Source organism: Mycobacterium parascrofulaceum ATCC BAA-614 (assembly GCF_000164135.1).
Taxonomy (GTDB): Bacteria; Actinomycetota; Actinomycetes; order Mycobacteriales; family Mycobacteriaceae; genus Mycobacterium; species Mycobacterium parascrofulaceum.
In genome coordinates this window covers 741,771-761,847 of the sequence record NZ_GG770553.1, presented here as the reverse complement: position 1 = coordinate 761,847, position 20,077 = coordinate 741,771, and the positions used below count along the sequence as shown (strand labels likewise).

Sequence of the window (20,077 nt, the reverse complement as noted above, 5' to 3'; positions counted from 1 at the left end):
GGGGCCGCCTGGCTGGGGCGGGGCAGCGGGCGGCTTCACTTGCGGAGGCGGCGGCGGTTGCTGCTTCGGCACCGGCGGTCGCTCCGGCACCCGCGGCAGCCGTTTCGGTGCGGGCGGCGCCGCGTTCGCCCGGGGCGGTGTCCGGAGATGGTCGACCGGCGGTGGCGGCGGAATGTCCGGCGGCGAGGGCTGAGTCATGTCTCCGGAGGGAAGCACCCTGCTGGTGGACGCGAGCGCCGCGCCATGCGCGCCGCTCTGCTTCAGCTCAGGCAACGACAGCACGCTGCCGCCCGCCGGTTTGTGCCACCCGGCGCCCCTGGGTCGGCCCATGATGCTCGCTATCTTGCCCTCGTCGCGCGGACAGTAGGCCTCGACCGACGCCGTGATGAATCGGGTCATGGTGCGGGTGAGGCGGGTACGTGGATAGAGGCGCTCGACGGGATCCTGGGTGTACGCGTTGTTCAGCATCGCGTCCACCATGGTGTCGACCGAAATCCCCTTATCGAGTACGCGACAAACCTTGTGGGCCGTCGAAATGAGGGTGGGCATCCCCTCAAGGGCGGGGATTCCCTCTGCGGTGAGAAGCGCGCTGAATTGCTCATCCTGGCTGGGGTCGGCCGCTGCCGCGCCGACGCGCACGACAGCTCCGCCGGTCAACAGCGCGAGGGAGGCGATCAGGGCGCTGCCGGGGCGAGTGATGCCGGTAAACATGGATGAATCCTGTTCTGCTAGGGCCGTCAGGTGACGGGCGTGGACTCCGAGAAATGCCGCACGTTTGGTCGTTGGGACCGTTGGTGCGCACCGTGTTTGGCGACGAGAGCTGCCAGAGTCGACTTCCCCGCGAGTCGTAGGCCATAGTCGTCTGCGGATCCGGCTATGACCGATGTCTTGAGCGCTTCCCGGCGGCAGCCGGTGATGATGGACGAGATGCGCCTCGCCCATTCCGCCAGATCCCGGCAGCTGCTGGATGGCGCGTCTAGCAAAGGGCCCGCCGTTCAAAAACGGCATGCCGCAAGCGTACCGCCGGCACCGGACCCGCGGAATACATGGAGCCTGAGGTTGAGCTGGAAACTGACTGTCATCCGTGTGCCGAACGCGCGTGTCCGTGATGCGAAAAGCTCACTGGCGAAGCCGCGCTCGGCGCGAAGTCGGCGGCTCCGCTCGCACCGGGGCGCCGAACGTCTTGCGCTAATGTTGCAGTGTCACAGTGCAATTAGCGGGACGCGGCGCCTAAATATCGAAATACGTTCGACCGCAACATGTTCGCTAACCGCTCCGGCGCTACGGCGGCAACACATATCCAAAGCCGAGCGCCAGCGCCACCCGTGGCGGGCAAGCGATCGATCCGGCTAAGATCACCACCAAGCGTGGGGACGCCGGCGCCCGAGACCGTGCCCTTTGCGAGCGGCACGCGAAGGCTCGTGCACCGCAACACCTTAGGAGTGGCCGTGGACGAAGACTGCCTGAAGCTCACCACATATCTGGCCGAGCGCCGGCGAACCGAGCAGGGCTTCCTTTCCGATGTGCTGCTCGACCTCTACGCCCGGCATCGCGTCGCCTGCGGCGTGGTGTTGCGCGGCATCGGCGGCTTCGGCAGCGGACGCCACCTGAGAACCGACGAATCGTTGTCGTTGTCCGAAGACCCGCCCGTCGCGATCATCGCCGTCGACACCAGGGCGAAGATGGAGGCCCTGCTCGAACCGGTGCTCGCCATCAAGCAGCGCGGCCTGGTCACCGTGGAGCGGGCGCGGCTGCTGCGCGACGGCATCGCGCCGCTGTCACTCCCCCAGAAGTTGCGGGAAGCCGTCAAGCTGACCGTGTACGTCGGCCGCAAGGAACGTGTCGACGGCACCCCCGCCTACGTCGCCGTCTGCGATCTGCTGCACCGGCGCCGGATAGCCGGCGCATCGGTGCTGCTGGGGGTCGACGGCGTCACCGACGGGCACCGGCACCGGGCGCGCTTCTTCGGACGCAACGCCGACGTGCCGATGATGATCGTCGCCGTCGGTTTCGCCGAGCGCATCGGCGCCGTCCTGCCGGAGCTGGCCGAGCTACTCCACCAACCCCTGGTCACGCTGGAGCGGGTCCGCGTCTGCAAACGCGACGGCGAACTCTTGGAACGGCCCCACGTGCTGCCGGGGGTTGACGAACGCGGGCTGCCGCTGTGGCAGAAGTTGACCGTCTACACCTCGGAGTCGGCGCTGCACGACGGGGTGCCGATTCACCGCGCGATCGTGCAGCGGCTCCGCCAGCGCGAATCACCCGACGGCGCGACGGTGGTGCGCGGCATCTGGGGCTATGACGGCGATCATCGACCGCACGGTGACAAATTCTTTTCGCTACGCCGCCGCGTCCCCGTGCTGACCACCGTCATCGACACCCCGGCCCACACCGCCGAATCCTTCGATGTGATCGACGAATTGACCCGCGAGGAAGGGCTGGTGACCAGCGAGATGGTGCCCGCGGTGGTGTCGGACGAGGACGACACGGACGAGGGCCCGCCGCGCATGGCCCGCCACAACTACTAGGTACGTCAGCCGGCGACCGAGGCGTCGTAGATCGACTGGATCGCCTTGTCCAGCGTGGCGTTGAACTGCTCGTCGGACTGGTCGACGGTGAGCCCCTCGGTCAGCGCGCGGCTGAAGCTGGCGATCAGCCCGGTGTTCTTCGCCAGTAGCTCGTTGGCCTCTTCGCGGGAGTAACCGCCGGAGAGGGCGACCACCCGCATCACCTTCGGGTGTTCGATCAGGGGGCGGTAGAAGTTGACCTCGCTGGGCAGGCTCAGCTTCAGCATCACCCGCTGCCCGTCGGGCACGTTCTCGAGTTGTTTGGTGATCTCGTCGCGCAGCATCGCCTCGGCCTCGGCCTTGTCCGAGATCGAGATGGTGACCTCGGGCTCGATGATGGGCACCAGGCCGTGCGAGAGCACCCGGTGCGCGAGCTCGAACTGCTGGGCGACCACGGCGGCGATGCCCTTGGCGTTGGCGCCGCCGATCACCGATCGCTCCTTGGTGCCGAACACGCCGAGACCGACGGCCCGCTCCAGCAGTTCGTCCAGGCCGGGGATCGGCTTCATCAGCTGCACGTCGTCAGCCGCCTCCGCCAGGCCCTTGTCGATCTTGAGGATGGGCACCACACCCTTGGTCTCCCACAGGTAGGTGGTCGACGGCTTCCCCGCGATCTGGCGGTCCATGGTCTGCTCGAACAGGATGGCGGCCAGCACGCGATCCCCGGTGAACGCCGGGGAGGTGATGATTCGGGAACGCATCTGGTGAATGAGGTCGAACATCTCCTCCTCGGAGGAATACGCGTCGTCCTGGATGCCGTAGAGGCGCAGCGCCTTGGGCGTCGAGCCGCCGCTCTGGTCGAGCGCCGCGATGAATCCCTTCCCCGACGTCATCCGCTCCGCTTGCTGCTGGTTCGGCATGGAAGTTCTCCACTCCTTCGTGGTCCCGTGTGGTCACGGCGCCCGCGGCGCTCCGCACCCTTGAGATGATCGTGCCGATCATATTCGGCCGGTCAGCGCCCCTGGAGGCAGGTCGTCACAGCCCCGGTTGATCCGGCCGCACCGCGACGGGCCTGACGCGCCACAGCGCCATCCGGTCAAGGAGCCGGTCGCGCAGGACGAGCGTGTGGAAGAGTACCGCGCACATATGGGCGGTAAACGCCGCGAACAGCAGGAACGCGAAGGCCCCGTGGCATTCGCGGAGGACCGCGAACACGTCGATGTTGTGCGGCGCGATGCCGGGCAGTCGCAGCGGGCCGGCCAGCGTGACCGGGAACCGCGCCGCCGACAACATCGCCCATCCGGTCACCGGCTGCACCAGCAGCAGCGCGTAGAGCAGGTATTCCGACCACGTCGCGATGCGCCGTTCGGCGCCACTCATCGTGGACAGGAACGGCGGGGGCCGGTGCCTGAGCCGGTTCGCCAGCCGCACCAGGGCGAACAGCAGAATGAGCACGCCCAGCGGCCGATGGATGGCCAGCAGCACCGGGTAATAGCTCAGCGCCGAGACCATGGTGACGCCGATGAGCAGTTGCGCGATGACCATCGGCGCCATCAGCCAGTGCAGCAGCCGGGACGGGAGCGCGAACCGGGGCGCGGCGGCGCTGTCCTTCACCGAAGCGCCCGGGAGACGTCGACTGCGCTGGCCGTCTTGGGCTCCTCGGCGCGGCGGGTGAACGAGCGGGCGTAGACCGCCGACCGCGCGGCCAGCAGCGGATCGTCGGAAGCGGTCATGCCGTCCGGCAGCACCAGCGGGTCGAAGTTGACATCGCGCGCGTTGCCGGGCGCCTCCGTCTGTGCGGCCGTCACGGTGACGATGCCGGCGTCGACGGTGCGCCGCTGCCGCGGCCACGGCTTGGTGGCGTCGCCGGTCGGGTCACCCGGCTCGCCGATGGTGAGCACCAGCCGCCAACTCAATGGTCGCCGGGCCAGGGTGCGGATGAGGTCGTCGAACAGGTAGTCCGTGCCGGCCGGCGACGCCGCCGCGACCGCCGCTTCCTGCGGGACGACGGCCCAGCGCACCGCAACGGTCGTCCCGGCGGCGTTGGTGAACCGGAACGCATTCAATCCGTAGAACGTGCTGTCGGCGAACCCCGCGCTCGGCGGGGCCTGCTTGATGACCTTCATCGCCGCGACCGTCTCGGGATGGCGGCCGAGGAAGGCGGCCATCCTGGCGGGGTCGGGCTTGCCGGTCCCGGGCAAGGGCTTGGACGCGAGCAGCCGGTCGTAAAAATCCTGCGGCGTGCTGTCCGGAAACACGGGAATGTTGATCATCGCGGTGCGCCATTGCTGGCCGTCCGGGCCCTGGAAGAGCAGGCCCAGCCCGCGGACCGTGCCGGGTGCGTCGGCCTGATCCGGGAGACCGCCCGACAGGGAAAACCGCCCGAGCAGCGGCACGCTTCCCGCCCGGAACACCGCGGCCCGGCAGACCTCCTCCCCCGCCCCGGTGCTGGAGAAGGTCCCGGCGGCGCTCAGACCCTTGGCGTGGTTGCGGCGAAAGCCGTCGTGGCGCCCGTAGACGTGCTCGAAGCGGTCGGCGAACCGGGGCGGCGTCAGCGCGCCGGGCCTCAGCCAGCCGCCGGCATACGCGAAGCCACCGACGTCGACCGCGGCGACGCCGGCCACGGCGCCCATGCCCAGCAATGCGCGCCGTCTCGTCACGGCGTCGACGGGGGGTCGCACGGGCTTGACGTCACCGGGCGGATCGTCCGGCCCGCCGCCGCCTTCACCGGGCTCCACGGCCACCGTCCTCCCGCATCTGCGCAGGCCAAACGGCCCGCAGTCGGCACGAATCCGGTGGAAGCAATTCGCGCATGGGCCACCCCCATGCGCAACTTCTGTGGGGCCCGTCGCACACACTCACAGGACGTGGCCGCGCCCCGATTCGTTCACTCGTTTTGAGTGTGGTTCGCCGCGTGACATACCATCGGAAAAAGAACTTGCAGCTGCATCTGTAGCTAGCAGCGTGGATCGACGGAGTGTGTCTCCTCCGATGGGCACGCGTTTTCGCGGGGTTGAACAAGCAGCCCCCGGGCTTGGCAGCGGCTATTTTGAGAGCTAACAGTGTCCCAGCGGGACCGAATGTGGGTGATAGACCATGGGCGAACTTACCGGCGATCCAATCGACCCGGCCGCTTTTTCGGTAGGAAAGCAGCAGGTAGAACAGGCGGTCGTACTCACCGTCTCAGGTGAAGTGGACATGCTCAGCTCGCCGCACCTGGCCGAGGCGATTCAGACGGCGCTGGCGACCAAACCGGCCGCGCTGATCGTCGACCTGTCGAAAGTGAACTTCTTGGCCTCGGCCGGGATGACGGTCCTGGTCACCGCGCAGGCGGAGACCGAGGCGCCCACCCAGTTCGCGGTCGTCGCCAACGGCTCGGCGACGAGCAGGCCGATCAAACTGATGGGAATCGACAGCGTGCTCGCGCTGTACAGCTCGCTCGACGACGCGCTGAGCGGCATCGCTGGTGGGTGAACCTCGCGATGGGGGCACAGCTGGGAACGATGGGGCGCTTTGATCGACAACCGCATAGCGTGTCAAACGTCGACGACCGGTCCCGCTTCGTGCGGAGTCGCGTCGCCGCCGATCCCCGCAGCGCCGCCCGGGTACGAGCCGACTTCGGGGCCTGGCTCGAAACGCACTTCGCCCTCGGCGCCGACCGGTTCAGCGACGTCCTGCTGGCGGTGAACGAGGCCATCGCCAACGCGGCGGAGTTCGCCTACTGCGAGGCCCCGCAGCGCGGAACGCTGGACGTGAGCGCGGCCTACGACCGGCGGTCGGATCGCCTGGCCGTCACCGTCGACGACCGCGGGCGCTGGCGCCAACGGATTCCGGCGCAGTACCGGCAGCAGTTGCGTGGACGCGGCATCCCCCTGATGGAGGCGCTCGCCGACGACGTGACCATCGATCGCACCCCGCGTGGCACCCGCGTGACGTTGACCTGGGCCGACCTCACGCAACGGTCCGACGTCTGATCCGCGCCCTACGTGGCGTGGGCGAGAACCTGCTGGACGCGCTCCTCGCGGGGCAGCACCGGACCGTCGTCGAGGGGTTCGTCGATGCCGAGTTCGGCCAGCCCGGCTTTGGTCAACAGCGAGGTTCCGTAGGCGGCCAGGACCAGCTTTTGATCGTCGCTGTGCCCGTCCTCGATGAGCATCGCCCCGATGAGGCAGATGACGGCCATCTTGTAGGCGTTGAGGGCGCGGTACCACTCGCGGTTCTGCACCTTGATGCCGCTCGCCTGCTCGTAGTGGGCGACCAGGGCGTCGATCGGGGGCGCGGCGGGATGGCTGTTGATGCCGACGGGCTGGGCCCACAGCATTTCCAGCCAGCCGAGGTCGGTCAGCGGGTCGCCGACCGTGGTCATCTCCCAGTCGAACACCGCGCTCACCTCCCCGCCGGTGAACGCGAAGTTGCCCGGTTTGGCGTCGCCGTGCACCAGAGTGACCGTCGGGCATGGCGCGGGCCGACGTTCGCGCAGCGCCCGGTGCAGCCGCTCTAGGGCGGGCAGCGGGCCCCGCCTTACCCGGTCCAGCTCCGCGGTCCAGTGGTCGAGTTCCCGGTCGAGGTGAGTGCTGCCGTCGTCGAGCGTGCCGAGCCCGGTCCGGGCGAGGTCGACGGAGTGGATGGCGGCGAGTTGCTCGACCAGGCTCTGACACATTCGCACCACGGTGTGATCGGCGACGTCGGCGGGCGCCTGCATCTCGTAGACGTCGCCGGGGGCGCGTTCCATCACGAGGAACGGCCGGCCCAACACCTCGCCGGTCTCCTCCAGCCAGAGCGCCCGCGGCACCCGCACCGGGGTGTCGCCCAGCGCACGCAGGATGCGGAATTGCCGCGCGAGATCGTAGGGCTCGAGCAGGGCGGGCGGCCGGGGGCGTAGCCGCAGCACCATGTCCCGGCGCGGGTATCGGTCGTCGCGGGTGACGACGGTGAGCATCAGCATCTCCGCCGAATGCCCGAAGCTCATCCGCTCCAGACCCTCGACGTGGACGTCGTCGGAGCCGGGCAGTCGGGTGCGCAGCCAGGCGGACAGGCGCTCCGCGAAGGTCGCGTCGGATGTCACCGCAGGGCCCCTGCGGCGTCGTTGTCGGCCGGCAGGCGCTCGACGGGGGTTTTGTCCTGGGTGAAGGCGGACATGTCCATCGCCGTCCAGTTCGGGTACCGCCGGTAGCCGTCGCCGCCCAGCAGCAATTCGAAGACGCCCCAACCGGTGTGGCCGTCGCGCTGGAAGCGCATCAGCTGATCGAGCGCCATCGACTTGGCTTCCGTCTCGGCGAGCTGATCGGGATCGCCGCTGTCCCAACGAAAATGGATGAAGTATGCGCCGGCGCCCAGGTCCTCGTACTTGCAGTGCGACATCGGCAGCCCGTAGTAGGCGTTGACGTGTTGATGCGGAGCGTCGGCGGTCACCCGATGCGTCGCACCGTCCTCGTCGGTGAACACCAGCACCGCCCGGGCGGGCCGTTTCCACTCGCCGTCGAACTCGACGTCATGCTCGATCTTGACGAACCGCTTGGACAGGGCGCCGTCCGCATAAGTGATGCCGCCGTCCACGTATTGCACCGTGCCGTCGGATGATTCGATGACCCAGGCCTCTATCGCGTGGTCTTCGAAACCGGCGTCGAGCCACAGCCAGAAGTCGATCTTGTCGGACACCCGCACACCGAAGGTTCGGTCGCGGCCACCGTGGAATCCGTCGACGCCGATGCGTTCGCCGTCGATCCGCACCCATCCGCTCCAGCGTCCGGGTTCCTTCATGTGATACATGTCGGCGAGCATCCGGCCGTCGTTGCCGACCACCTTCATGGGCAGCAGCTCCCACATCGGCGCGGTCGGCTCGTAATAGAGCTCCCACTCGATTCCGGACCCGTTGGGCGCCACGTCAAGCCGCCACTTCCGCAGCGGCTCAACGCACGTCCAGCGCATCGGCCCGGTGCTCAATTCGGCGCGGTCGCCACCGGTCACCGGCCGACCCGACAGCAGGTCCCAATGTCGCCCGTCGGCGAGGCTGACCTTGACGTAACCCAGCCCGCTCGCGGTGTTCGGGTTGTTGCCGTAACCACTGGCCAGCAGCATGGTTCCGTCGGGCGACGCCGCGAAGAAGTAGCACCGATCCGACCACGTCGGGTCGACGTCGTGCACCGCGTCGAACGTCGTCGGGAGCTGATGCGTGAACGACTCATCGGCGGCGGAGTAGACCATGGCTGCCCTCTCTGGCGATGTGCTTGATTCGCAATGGGATTCGTTGTTTTGCGCGGCAGATCCCGTAACATCTGCGCCATGGAACCGAGCCGCTGGTGGGGTGATGACCGCGCGATCCTCGACGACGAGGAGGCGCGCAGACGCATCCTGGACGCGGCGGGCCGTTGCATCGTGCACCGCGGCAACACTCAATTCCGGATGGGTGAGGTCGCCGACGAGGCGGGGGTGTCGCGGTCAACGGTGTACCGGTATTTCCCCGGCCGCGACGAGGTGCTGCTGGGCCTGATCCTGAGCCGCGTCGATGACGCGCTGGGCAAGTTGGTGCGCTCGCTGGCCGCGCCGGACGATCCCGTGCGGTCGGTGCCCGAGATGGTGCTGGCCCGAGTGGAGTCGGTGGACGGCGATCCGCTGAACGAGGCGCTGTTCGCAGCCGAGAGCACCGCGCTGGGGACGGCTCTGGAGAAGGGTTCGGAGCCCATCGTCGAGACGCTGTTGCGGCACTACCAACCGTTGCTCGATCGCTGGAAGTCGACGGGCCGCCTGCACGCCGACCTCGATCCGCGGTCGGTGGTCCAGTGGCTGCACGCGACGACGCTGTTTCTGCTCGCGCCCTCGTGGCGGTACCGCTCGGCGGCCGACAAACGCGAGTTCGTCGAGCAGTTCGTGGTGCGTGCCCTGGTACCACACATCAGACAATAATGACGTATTGTCTGATGTCCAGACGTTCAGGTATTTTTGTCTGACCCCGTGCCGCGACGTCCGAACGGCTCGCGGTGCGGGTGACACGTCCGCACCGAGGAATGAGCCCTATGAAAAGCCCGGCGCCGCAGGCTCTTTCGGTCGTCGGCCTGGCCGCCCACCTGGGCCGCGGGGTGGGCCGGGTGGCTACCGACACGGTCGTCGGCGGCCGCTGGGGATTGCCGCGCCGGGTGCAGGACATCGACGCGGCGGTGCTCTCCAGGGTGATGGGCGCAGCCGTCAGGTCGGTCCGCGTCCTGAGCAGCGACGCCGGGACGTCGTCGCGCGCCCGGCTGGTGCTCACCGGAAAGAACGTGCCGGACTCGGTGTTCGTCAAGCTCGCGGCGGAGACGGCGGCCACCCGTTTGATGGGCGAGTTGGGCCGGCTCGGGCAGACGGAGGTGCGCTTCTACCGCCAGCTCGCCCGGCAGGTCGTCGGCGCGCCGTACGCGTACGGCGCGGCGTTCGATCCGTGGACCGGCCGCTACCTCCTGGTCCTGGAAGACCTGCCCGCCGAGTCGTGCGAATTCCCCGACACCCTGCATCCGCTGTCGCCCGATCAGGCCGGCCTGATCGTCGAGCTGCTCGCCGACCTGCACGCCACCTTCTGGACACGGCTGGGCCCCGAGCGACGCGGACCGCTGGGCTGGCTCTACACGCCCTCCGGCGACGCCACCTCGCTGTTGACCGGCTCGCTGATGAACGCCTCGATCAAGCGCCTCGCCGAACGCACGCAGCTGCCCGTCGACCGGGGACGCTTCATCGCCGACAACTACCGCGCCGTCGCCGCCCTCATCGACACTCCCCCGCACACCGTCATGCACGGCGACGCGCACCCGGGCAACATGTACTTCCACGGCGGCAAGGCCGGGCTGCTCGACTGGCAGGCGGTGCGGCGCGGGCATCCCTCCCGCGAACTGGCCTACACGCTGATCACCAGCCTCACGCCCGAGGATCGCCAGGCGACCCAGCGCGAGCTGCTCGACGACTACCGCCGGGCACTCGCGGCGGCCGGCGGACCCGAACTGGACCGCGACGACCTGTGGCTGCGATTCCGCCAGGGCGCGCTGTATGCCTACGTGGCCCCGCTGATCACCGCCGGAATGGGCGGCATGCAGGTCGAGAACATCGCCATGGAGGGGCTACGGCGCGGCGTCGCGGCGCTCGACGATCTGGAGACGGTGGCGGCGCTGCAGGCGTCGCTCTGAGCCAAACAACTTGGGACCGAACCTATCGCGATGGCCACCGCGCGAGTTACGCTACTTCGCGTAGCGTAATGCTGCGGATCTTGTGAGCCTTCGGCCCGTGGCGGCGAGGAGAGTCTGATGTTCGACCTGAAGATCATTGGCGGCACGGTCGTCGACGGCACCGGCGCCGAGCGCTATCGCGCCGACATCGGCATCAAGGACGGCAAGATCGTCGACGTCGTCCGGCGCGGCGCCGACGACGCCGCACTGGGCGGGGAAGCCGCCGAAACCATCGACGCCACCGGGCGCGTGGTGGCCCCCGGCTTCGTCGACATCCACACGCACTACGACGGCCAGGTGAGCTGGGACAGCCTCCTGGAACCGTCGAGCGGTCACGGGGTCACCACGGTGGTCACCGGCAACTGCGGTGTGGGCTTCGCCCCCGTCCGCCGCGGGACCGAGCAGTGGCTCATCGAGTTGATGGAGGGCGTGGAGGACATCCCGGGCACCGCGCTCACCGAGGGCATCACCTGGGGCTGGGAGACCTATCCCGAGTACCTCGACACCATCGGCAGGCAGAAATTCGCCGTCGACGTCGGCAGCCAGGTCGCGCACGGCGCCATCCGCGCCTACGCGATGGGCGAGCGCGGCGCCCGCAACGAACCGGCCACGCCCGACGACATCGCCGCGATGGGCCGGCTGGTCACCGAGGCGATCGAGGCGGGGGCGCTCGGCTTCTCCACGTCCCGCACGATGGGCCACCGCGCGATGGATGGCGAACCGGTGCCCGGCACGTACGCGGCCGAAGACGAACTGTTCGGCCTCGGCCGGGCCATGGCGGCCGGCGGGCAGGCCGTGTTCGAGCTGGCCCCGCAGGGTGCCGCGGGCGAGGACATCGTCGCGCCGAAGAAGGAACTGGAATGGATGCGGCGGCTGGGGGCCGAAATCGACCGGCCGGTGTCGTTCGCACTGATCCAGGTCGACGCCGACCCGAAACTGTGGCGCGAGATGCTGGACCTGTCGGCGGACGCGCACGCGGCGGGCGCCCGGCTGTACCCGCAGATCGCGGCGCGTCCCTTCGGCATGATGATCGGATTCCAGGGTCACCACGGCTTCAGCCACCGGCCCACCTACCGCCGGCTGAAGGCCGAATGCGGCCGCGAAGAGCTCGCGCAGCGCCTGGCCGACCCGGCGGTGAAGGCCGCGATCCTGTCCGAGGACGACCTGCCCGCCGACCCCACCCTGTTGTTCGACGGCATGTTCGCCCTGGTGCAGCACTCCCTCGGGCGGCTGTACGCGCTCGGCAACCCACCCGACTACGAGCCCACCCCGGACCGCACGGTGGCGGCCATCGCCGAGGCCCGCGGCGAGGACCCGCTGTCCACCCTCTACGACCTCATGCTCGAGTCGGACGCGACCTCCATGTTGATGCTGCCGCTGTTCAATTACGCCGACGGCAACTGCGACGCGATCCGGGAGATGCTGCTGCACCCCGCCGGTGTGCTCGGGCTGTCCGACGGCGGCGCCCATTGCGGGATGATTTGCGACGCTTCCTATCCCACGTTCCTGCTGACGCACTGGGCCAGGGATCGGCGCCGGGGCGAGAAGCTGTCGCTGGAGTACGTGATCCGCAAGCAGTCCCGCGACACCGCCCACCTCTTCGGTCTCACCGATCGCGGCACCATCGAGCCGGGCAAGAAGGCCGACATCAACGTCATCGACATGGACGCCCTGACGCTGCACCCCGCGGCGATGGCCTTCGACCTGCCCGCCGGCGGCAACCGCATCCTGCAGGGGGCCAGCGGCTACGCGGCCACGATCGTCAGCGGGACCGTCACCCGCCGCAACGACGTCGACACCGGGGCCCGCCCGGGCCGGTTGGTGCGCGGAGCGCGTTAAGGGCTCCGGCATGCACGCGCCCGCCGGCAACCCGGCCCGCACTCGCTCGCACGTCCAAGAGGACGCGATCGGCACGCCGCCGGACAGGCCAACCCTGGTGCCCGCCGAGCGCTACTACTCCCCGGCGTTCGCCGCGCTCGAGGTCAAGCGGATGTGGCCGAAGGTGTGGCAGCTCGCGTGCATGGTCGACCACGTGGCCGAGCCGGGCGACTACTTCGAGTACCGCTGCGGGCCGTACGGGGTGTTGATCGTGCGCGGTGACGACGGGGTGCTGCGCGCCTTTCAGAACGCCTGCCGCCACCGCGGCAACTCGGTGTGCGTGGGCTCGGGCTCCGGGCTGCGCGAGCTCAAGTGCGGCTACCACGGGTGGACCTGGGACCTGGCCGGCACGCTCAAGCGGGTGCCGAACCGCAAGGGCTTCGGCTCGCTCCAGCTGTCCGATTTCCCGCTGGTACCGGTCCGGGTGGACTCCTGGGAAGGGCTCGTCTTCGTCAACCTCGACCCCGAGGCGATGCCGCTGCTCGAATATTTGGAGGCGGTGCCCGACGACATCGCCTGGTGCCGGCTGCGGGACTTCCGCTGCTACGCGACGCTCACGGTCGAGGTCGAGGCGAACTGGAAGACGATCGCCGACGGCTACAGCGAGACCTATCACATCCAGACGCTGCATCCGGAGTTGCTGCGCTGCGTCGACGACATCCATGCGCCACAACGCATCTGGGGCCACACCGGCAAGTCGGACCAGCCCTACGGCGTGCAGAGCCCCCGCTTCGACGGCGCGCTGAGCGACGAAGAGGTTTGGGACGCTTACGTTTACACGCAGGGCGCGCTCATGGGCGCTCCCGAGGGAACCCCTTTTCCCGCCGACGAACGCCGGCCGGGGCAGACGGTCCAGGATCTGATCGCCGCCCACACCCGGGCGTTTGCGGCCACGCGCGGCGTGGACCTCGAGTGGGCGGACACGGACCGGATCACCCGGCTGCACCAGTACAACGTGTTCCCGAACATGACGCTGCTGGCCAACGCGGACCACCTGACCGTGATGTGCTCGCGGCCGGGCCCGGACCCCGATCACGGCGAGCTGGTCATGTTCTTGATGACGCGGATGCCGCCGGGCGCCTCTCGCGCCAAGCCGACCGATGTTCGGGTGACCGCCGGCGAGGCCGAGCCCGGCGTGGTGCTCAGCCAGGACATCCGGGTGCTCGCCGGCCTGCAGCGCGGGATGCATCAACCCGGCTTCACCCATCTCGTGCTGTCCGGCGAGGAACGGCGCGTGATCAACACGCACCGCAATTTGGAGCGTTATCTGGACTTACCCCAGTCCGAGCGGATGAGCGGGGCGCCGATCGACCCGCCTCAAACATAATTCCGTGTAGACACGCCGTAATCAGTCCGATGCGATTTAGAATCCATTTCGTGATGACCCCGTCAAACCCGTGGGGGGACGACCGAGGGCAACTCGCGCATCAGCTACAGATGCGATATCAACCACTCGCGCGAAGACGCGCGCGGCGAATGTGCCAGAACTTCGAACGCGTCGGCGTTCGGACGGCGCCCGACCGCGTGCAGGAAATGCTGGCGGGGGCGCCCCTCGCGGCTCATGAGGTGGTGGACGTCCATTTCGCGCTGATCGCGCTGCGGCTCGACCGGGAGACGCGCGCCGCGCGGTACAAGCGGCTGAAGCGGCAAGGCACCCGCTCGATGATGTTCGCCGGGCTGGTCCTGGTGGTGCTGAACTTCCTGATGTGCATGGCCTACCTCTTGCTGAACCTGGCCGAGCAGGGCGCGCCGCTCTGACGTTCAGCGCGGGACGACGATGCCGTTGTCGCGCCCGGCCGTCCGCTGTCTACTGCTGCGGGATGACCGCGGTGGACGGCATCCCGACCAGCACGCCCTCGACGTCACCGTCGACGCTCACCATCAGGCCGCGCCCGGGTGGCAGCGCTTGCGCGCGGACCGAGCGGTTGATCCGGTTCTGCGGGTCGTTGTCCATGTACAGCTGAGCCACCTTCGCCGAGTTCTGGAACCGCATCCACGGATCCATCTGCAGCGTCGCCCAGTTCGCGCTGTTGCGGGTGGTGAACACGTGCAAGCCGATCTGGCGGGCGCGCTCCATCAGCTTCCACAACGCCGCGCCGACCGGGGGTTTGGGCGGGTAGCTCTGGTCGGGGCGCAGGTCCTGCACGTCGTCGATCAGCACGAAGTGGCGTGCACCCTCCCAGGGCTTGAGCGCGCGCAGCTCCTCCTGGCTCAGGCCCTTCGGGGGCAGCCGGGGCAACAGGACCTGTTGTGCGAGTTCGGTGATCACCTCGTCGATCTCGTCCTGGTCGTAGGCGTACGCGCGCACGTAGCCCGGCCCGCTCAGGTCCCGCAGACCGTGCGGCGCGGTCTTCGGGTCGATAAGCGTCAGCTGCGCCTCCTCGGGGCCGAAGCGACTCATGATCGCCTCACCGATGGACACCAGCGACAGCGTCTTGCCGCAGCCCTGCCGGCCCAGAATCATCAGGCCCGGGCTCTCCCGAAGCCGCAGCGGCACCGGACCCAATTCGTGGCGCTCCCCGATGGCGAACGCGATGGACTGGTCGTCACCGCTCGGATGCGCGGCGTCGTACTCGAGGATCGCCCGCAGCTCCACTCGCTGCGGAAGCCGCTGCAACGTCGCGTGTTTGGTCACACCGGCGACGTCGGCGATCTGTGCCCCGACGTCGACGATGCTCACCAGCGCGCCGGTGGCGGGGTCGGACAGCGCCGGGACGCCGACCCGCAGTTCGTGCAGGCTGTCTGTCAGGCCGAAGCCCGGCCGGTTCAGCGTCCGCCGCGCGGCGTCGCGCGATTCCAGCGACGAATGCCCCATCTGACTCTCACTCGGATCGGCCAGCCGCAATTGGATTCGGGCCGTGGCGTTTTGCAGCAGGCTTTGCCGCTGCCCGTGGATCCACCCGCCGGCGCTGCACATCACGTGCACCCCGTACTCGGGGCCGCGGCTGCTCAACGAGATGATGCGGTCCCCCAGGACGGTGTCCTTCGAGTACACGTCGTCGTAGTCGTCCACCACCACGAACACATCCCCGAAGGGGTCGTTCGGGTCGGTGCCGCCCAGCCCGTCACTGCCCGGCGCGAACCGGCGCTCGCGGAACCCGTCGAGGTCGATCTTCAGCCGACGAAACGAGTCCTCGCGCGCGTCGATGAGGGCGTCCATGCTGCTCAAGATGCGCTCGATGCCCTCGGCGTCCTTCGGCGACACGATGTCGGTGACGTGCGGCAGCGACGCCACCTGGGCCAGGGTCGCACCACCGATGCAGAAGAACGTCACCCGCGACGGGCTGTACATCGTTGCCGCCGAACACATCAGCGTCATCAGGGTGGTCGTCTTGCCGCGCTGCTTGGCCCCACCACGATGACGTTGCTGCGCAGCGCGTCGATCGCGTGCACCACCTGCTTGGACTCCTCGGGGATGTCCATCACGCCCACCGGGAACATCAGTCCCTGGTTCTGGCCGTAGTCCACGTGCCACGGCTTGCCCCGGTAGGCCCCCACCAACGTGTCGACGGGCTCGGGATCCTCCAGCGGCTCCAGCCACGGCCGGCGCGGCGCGCGGTGCGGAACCTGGTGCAACGACTCCCGCAGCACGTCGACGATCTTCTTCCGCTTGAAACCGTCGTCGTGGTAGAGGAATTCGTCGGGCTCGGTGTCGACGGCGGCCGCGGCCTCCAGCGCCGCGGCGTCAGACGCCTCGAGCGGCTGGAACTGCCAGTTGTACAGCCGCGGCTTGGTGAGCGTCATGTCGACGGTGGTCGCCACCTCTTTCACCTTGGGCACCACGAAGGGCGCCGACAGGTAGAAGCAGCGGAACGGTTCGAGGTCGCGCGGCCCCACCTTCAGCAGGGCGAACCCGTTCTCCTTGGACGGCAGGTGGTAGGCCGCGTCCGAACCGATCACCTCGCGGCTGTCGTCGCCGGACTCGGCGCGCAGCGCGATCCGGAACGCGATGTTGGACTTGACCTTTTGCAGCGACGACAGGTCGAGCCGCTGCCCGCCCAGCATGAAGAAGACGTTCGCGCCACGACCTTCCTGACCGATGTGGATGATCAGGTTGATCCACTTTTCGTGATTGGCGAAGAGTTCCAGATACTCGTCGACGATGACGAGCAGGACGGGCACCGGAGGCAGGTCGCGGCCGGCGAGCCGGATCTCCTCGTAGTCATTGGCGTCCCGCGCTCCCACCGACGTGAACAACTCGTAGCGCTGTTTGATCTCGCCGTCGATGACCCGGCGCATCCGCTCGGCCAGGTGCCGCTCGTCCTTGCCGAGGTTCGACAGGGCGGCCACCACGTGCGGGATGCCCAGGATGTCCTGGGCGGCCGACTCGAACTTCATGTCGACGAAGATGACGTTGAACGCCTCCGGCGAGTGGGTCAACGCGATGCCGTAGACCAGCGACAGAAAGAACTCCGACTTACCCGAACCGCTGGTGCCGATGACGACGGAGTGAAACCCGAAGCCGCCGAAATCCTTTGCGCGAATGATGATGTTCTGCAGCTCGCCGGTGGGTTTCGCCCCGACCGGGATCTCACACCACCGCTCGTCGCCGCGGCCCCGGCGCTCGGCCCACAATCGGTCGACGTCCAGCTCGCGGGGATCGGCGATGCCCAGCGCGCGCAGCAACTCGGCGGCGCCGCCGGTCGAATCGGCGATCTCGCTGCGGCTGGTCGGTGACCACCGCGCCATGGCCCGCGCATAGCGGTAGGCACGGTGGATGGACAGCTGGTCGGCGTGGGCGAAGAACTTGCCGCGCAAACGCAGCAGGGGTGCGGGGCGCCCGTCCTCGCCGTCGGCGTCGAAGCCGTTCCGGCCGAACTTGACTTCTCCGTTGACCGGCAGCTTGTGCCGCTCCCCCATCTCGAAGACCTGGTCCTGCGCGAACCCCACCCCGGTGCCCACGCGGGAGGCGATGCGCAACAAGGTGATTCCCGCCTTGCCGACCTGTCCGACCACGCTCTCCCACGCGTCGGGGCTGCCGGTGTTGTCGTCGACGATCACCAGGTGCGGCCCCAGATCCACCGCGTCGGCGCCCGTTTCGAGCGCGGACCCCATCGCGGTCGGGCTGGCCGCCGCCAACGGCGTCCAGGCGCCCCGTTTCCCCTTCATGTGCAGCTCGCCGGCGAGGGTCTCCTCCAGCTCCTCCGGGGTGGCGAACACCAGGCGCCGAAAGCCGCACGCGTCGAACAGCTCGTCGTGCAGGTTGTGCGGCAGCCAGACCATCCACGACCACACCTCGGGGTTGCGGGTGACCACCATCAGCTTCAGGTCGCGCGGGTTGTGGAACACCGCCAGCGAGCACAGCACCGAGCGCATCAAGGAACGCAGCCGGTCCTGGTCCTCGCCGACGAAGCTGAAGCCGGGCGCCGAGCGCAGGTTGACGACCTTGGCGATGTCGCGAATCTTGCGCTGTTCCAAAATGAAATCGCGCAGCGCCTGCCCGGTCACGGGTTCGAGCTCTTCATCGGAGGGAATGTCGGGCCACGTCACCGACAACACGGAGTCGGGCGCGTGCTGCACGCCGGTACCCAGCCGTACCTCCAGGAAGTCCACGTCGCCGCGGCCGCGCTCCCACATTCGCGGACCACCGATGATCGCGCCCAGCCCGCGCGGATCCGAATGCACCGCGTGCTGCCATTCGCGCTGCGCGCACACCGCGGTCTGGATCTCGTCGCGGTTGGAGTCGAGGTCGCGGAGGTAGCGGCGCCGGCCCTTTTCCATCTCGCCCCAGGTGATCTTGCGCGCCCGCCCGAACCGGCCGGAGAACGCCAGCATGCTGAACGCGCCGATACCCATCAGGGGGAAGAACCCGGTGGACAGACTGCGCACCCCCGACACGTAGAGCATGACGATGGTGCCGATGAGCGCCACGATCAGCGCCGGCACCCCGATCATCACCCAGATGTTGCGGGGTTCGCGCTCCGGCAGGGCGATCGGCGCATTCGGCGCCACCCGAACGGGTTTCGGCGGCTCGATCTTGACCCGGTTGATGGGAAACGCTTTCTTGGACATCCCCTAGCCTCCCGCCTTCGCCGATGTCGTCACCACGGCCGCCTTCCCCAGGGCCGGCACGGTGTCGCGCGCCACGAGCGCCGCCTCCCGCGACAGGGCCGGGCCCGCAGCGAAAGTGCGCAGTAACGGCCACGGCGCCTGCACCGCCGCGGCCGGGTCGAGCCCGAGCGCGCGCATCGTGTCGTCGTTGGCGGCGATGCCGAACCGCACCCCGTTGTCGGACACCCAGAACAGCGATTCGCGCGAGTCCGAGGTGATGACCCCGCTGGTCGAGGTGACGAAGTTGGCCGCCCCCGGCAGCACCAGCACCTGGTCGGCGACCACCGACGCCGGGTCGCGGTCGTCGCGCACCAGGTGCACGATCCGGTCGTCCAGGTACGAATACACCGGAAGGCCGCGTCCGTTGTAGATGACGACGCGGGCCTGCGGGTCCGTCGAGCCCTTCTCCCACCCGACGCAGGTGGTCGGATTGGCCGCGGTGTCAACGAAATTCAGCCGCTTGGTGGGGTAGTAATCCACGGCCAGCGAGTTCACCTGGGGGATGTTGACCAGCACGTCGGGGGTGACCACGCGCGGCGCCGTCGAACCGTAGGAGTTGGCGCTGCGCAGCAGGTCGGCGACGAAGCTGGTGATCTTCTGGACTCCGTCGGGCAGCAGGACATAGAACTGCTTGCCCCCGCCGGCGGTTTGGGCCTGCAGCACCGCGCCCACCTGCGAACCCGACACCCAGGTCGACGGCGCGCCCGCCTGGGGAACGTCGGGGACGCGCAACGGCTCGGTGGCGGGCAATCCGTCGAACAGCGCGCGCGAAATCTCCACCGGCGACGTCACTCCCGGGTCGAGCCCCAGGCTCAGGGTGATCGCTCGGCTGGCCGGGTCGACCTGCGAGCGCTTGCCGCCCCAGATGACGTAGGTGTTGCCCTCGAACGTGACCAGCACGCCGGCATCGTCGGCCAGCGGCGCCGCGCGACCGCCGCCGTTGAGCGTGCCCGCGATCGAGGTGACGACCGGCTTCTCGCCGCTGCGCGGGCGCCCGGCAGTGTCGCACACGGCCCACGCCGAAATCGCGCCGCGATTCACCGGCATCGCCGCGGGGGCACCGGGGATGCCGATCAGCGGCCCGGTCGGGTACTTCGCGATCTCGCTGCGCTTCACCCAGGTCGGTTGGTTCGCCGTTCCGGTGGCCAGCCGGGCGGACGTCAGGTTCAGCGCCGGATAGAGGCGCCCGTCGATGCGGGCGTAGATCGCGCCGGAGTCCCGGTCGCCGATGATGGACGATTCTCCCACTGCGCCAGTCGGTTTCAGCACGTTGAGCAGCATCATCCATCCGGCGGCAATGGCCACCAGCAAGATGGACAACACCAGCGCGGCGGTCTGCTTGCGGTCGTCGTGCTTCATCCGCACCGAGAACCGGGTGGTCGCCGCGCGCAGCCGTCGGTTGTAGAACAGGTGACCGGAATTCTGGTCGCGGTTCGACAGACTCAGCGGCAT

General features: G+C 68.6%; 15 protein-coding genes and 1 pseudogene. 8 read left to right on the top strand and 8 right to left on the bottom strand.

What is annotated here, in order from left to right; all coding sequences use genetic code 11:
- The coding region (locus HMPREF0591_RS03655; RefSeq protein WP_007167066.1) for a DUF732 domain-containing protein at positions 1–711 on the bottom strand (711 nt) is incomplete at its 3' end.
- 737 nt (positions 712–1,448) lie between these two features.
- On the opposite strand from HMPREF0591_RS03655, the gene HMPREF0591_RS03650 reads away from it, so the two are divergent.
- A complete protein-coding gene (locus HMPREF0591_RS03650; RefSeq protein ID WP_040621778.1) occupies positions 1,449–2,528 on the top strand; it encodes a DUF190 domain-containing protein in 1,080 nt (359 codons plus the stop codon).
- A gap of 5 nt (positions 2,529–2,533) precedes the next feature.
- On the opposite strand, the gene HMPREF0591_RS03645 is transcribed toward HMPREF0591_RS03650, so the two are convergent.
- From HMPREF0591_RS03645 to HMPREF0591_RS03635, 3 genes are all read right to left on the bottom strand, one after another.
- Positions 2,534–3,427 carry a fructose bisphosphate aldolase gene (locus HMPREF0591_RS03645; RefSeq protein WP_007167064.1) on the bottom strand — a complete coding sequence of 298 codons (894 nt, stop codon included), beginning with the start codon at positions 3,425–3,427 and terminating at the stop codon, positions 2,534–2,536.
- A gap of 115 nt (positions 3,428–3,542) precedes the next feature.
- Positions 3,543–4,121: a cytochrome b gene (locus tag HMPREF0591_RS03640; protein WP_007167063.1), complete on the bottom strand. Its 579-nt coding sequence runs from the start codon at positions 4,119–4,121 to the stop codon at positions 3,543–3,545.
- Positions 4,118–5,245 (bottom strand): catalase family peroxidase, encoded by a 1,128-nt coding sequence (locus HMPREF0591_RS03635; protein ID WP_007167062.1) that lies wholly within the window; start codon positions 5,243–5,245, stop codon positions 4,118–4,120. The genes HMPREF0591_RS03640 and HMPREF0591_RS03635 overlap by 4 nt, the downstream gene beginning before the upstream one ends.
- Positions 5,246–5,603: 358 nt before the next feature.
- Here HMPREF0591_RS03635 and HMPREF0591_RS03630 point away from each other — a divergent pair, with 358 nt between their 5' ends.
- Both HMPREF0591_RS03630 and HMPREF0591_RS03625 read left to right on the top strand, forming a co-directional pair.
- A complete protein-coding gene (locus HMPREF0591_RS03630) occupies positions 5,604–5,981 on the top strand; it encodes an STAS domain-containing protein (protein ID WP_007167061.1) in 378 nt (125 codons plus the stop codon).
- A 59-nt stretch (positions 5,982–6,040) separates the two neighbouring features.
- Entirely contained in the window at positions 6,041–6,481 is a 441-nt protein-coding gene (locus tag HMPREF0591_RS03625; RefSeq protein ID WP_050789969.1) for an ATP-binding protein, read from the top strand.
- Between the two features lie 8 nt (positions 6,482–6,489).
- Here HMPREF0591_RS03625 and HMPREF0591_RS03620 read toward each other — a convergent pair whose 3' ends face one another.
- Both HMPREF0591_RS03620 and HMPREF0591_RS03615 read right to left on the bottom strand, forming a co-directional pair.
- A complete protein-coding gene (locus tag HMPREF0591_RS03620; RefSeq protein WP_007167059.1) occupies positions 6,490–7,572 on the bottom strand; it encodes a phosphotransferase family protein in 1,083 nt (360 codons plus the stop codon).
- A complete protein-coding gene (locus tag HMPREF0591_RS03615; RefSeq protein ID WP_007167058.1) occupies positions 7,569–8,711 on the bottom strand; it encodes an Rv3169 family protein in 1,143 nt (380 codons plus the stop codon). Before HMPREF0591_RS03615 ends, HMPREF0591_RS03620 begins: the two co-directional genes overlap by 4 nt.
- Positions 8,712–8,789: 78 nt before the next feature.
- On the opposite strand from HMPREF0591_RS03615, the gene HMPREF0591_RS03610 reads away from it, so the two are divergent.
- From HMPREF0591_RS03610 to HMPREF0591_RS03590, 5 genes are all read left to right on the top strand, one after another.
- Positions 8,790–9,410, top strand: a complete 621-nt coding sequence (locus HMPREF0591_RS03610; RefSeq protein WP_007167057.1) for a TetR/AcrR family transcriptional regulator — start codon at positions 8,790–8,792, stop codon at positions 9,408–9,410.
- A 110-nt stretch (positions 9,411–9,520) separates the two neighbouring features.
- Positions 9,521–10,657 (top strand): phosphotransferase, encoded by a 1,137-nt coding sequence (locus HMPREF0591_RS03605; protein WP_083212237.1) that lies wholly within the window; start codon positions 9,521–9,523, stop codon positions 10,655–10,657.
- A 117-nt stretch (positions 10,658–10,774) separates the two neighbouring features.
- Complete coding sequence (locus HMPREF0591_RS03600; protein ID WP_007167055.1) at positions 10,775–12,535, top strand: N-acyl-D-amino-acid deacylase family protein; 1,761 nt, start codon at positions 10,775–10,777, stop codon at positions 12,533–12,535.
- A 10-nt stretch (positions 12,536–12,545) separates the two neighbouring features.
- Positions 12,546–13,901 (top strand): aromatic ring-hydroxylating oxygenase subunit alpha, encoded by a 1,356-nt coding sequence (locus HMPREF0591_RS03595; protein WP_007167054.1) that lies wholly within the window; start codon positions 12,546–12,548, stop codon positions 13,899–13,901.
- 149 nt (positions 13,902–14,050) lie between these two features.
- Positions 14,051–14,332 carry a hypothetical protein gene (locus tag HMPREF0591_RS03590; protein ID WP_007167053.1) on the top strand — a complete coding sequence of 94 codons (282 nt, stop codon included), beginning with the start codon at positions 14,051–14,053 and terminating at the stop codon, positions 14,330–14,332.
- Positions 14,333–14,381: 49 nt separating this feature from the next.
- Here HMPREF0591_RS03590 and eccCa read toward each other — a convergent pair.
- Positions 14,382–18,586 (bottom strand): annotated as a pseudogene (gene eccCa / locus HMPREF0591_RS03585) (type VII secretion protein EccCa).
- A gap of 3 nt (positions 18,587–18,589) precedes the next feature.
- On the bottom strand, positions 18,590–20,077 hold the full coding sequence (eccB, locus tag HMPREF0591_RS03580; RefSeq protein ID WP_007167050.1) for a type VII secretion protein EccB: 1,488 nt from the start codon (positions 20,075–20,077) through the stop codon (positions 18,590–18,592).

What these genes read in the sequence shown, in the direction of transcription:
- HMPREF0591_RS03645 (WP_007167064.1), bottom strand. Translation starts at nt 3,427, where the DNA reads ATGCCGAACCAGCAGCAAGCGGAGCGGATGACGTCGGGGAAGGGATTC.
- HMPREF0591_RS03630 (WP_007167061.1), top strand. Translation starts at nt 5,604, where the DNA reads ATGGGCGAACTTACCGGCGATCCAATCGACCCGGCCGCTTTTTCGGTA.
- HMPREF0591_RS03615 (WP_007167058.1), bottom strand. Translation starts at nt 8,711, where the DNA reads ATGGTCTACTCCGCCGCCGATGAGTCGTTCACGCATCAGCTCCCGACG.
- HMPREF0591_RS03610 (WP_007167057.1), top strand. Translation starts at nt 8,790, where the DNA reads ATGGAACCGAGCCGCTGGTGGGGTGATGACCGCGCGATCCTCGACGAC.
- HMPREF0591_RS03605 (WP_083212237.1), top strand. Translation starts at nt 9,521, where the DNA reads ATGAAAAGCCCGGCGCCGCAGGCTCTTTCGGTCGTCGGCCTGGCCGCC.
- HMPREF0591_RS03600 (WP_007167055.1), top strand. Translation starts at nt 10,775, where the DNA reads ATGTTCGACCTGAAGATCATTGGCGGCACGGTCGTCGACGGCACCGGC.
- HMPREF0591_RS03595 (WP_007167054.1), top strand. Translation starts at nt 12,546, where the DNA reads ATGCACGCGCCCGCCGGCAACCCGGCCCGCACTCGCTCGCACGTCCAA.
- HMPREF0591_RS03590 (WP_007167053.1), top strand. Translation starts at nt 14,051, where the DNA reads ATGTGCCAGAACTTCGAACGCGTCGGCGTTCGGACGGCGCCCGACCGC.
- eccB (WP_007167050.1), bottom strand. Translation starts at nt 20,077, where the DNA reads ATGCCGCTGAGTCTGTCGAACCGCGACCAGAATTCCGGTCACCTGTTC.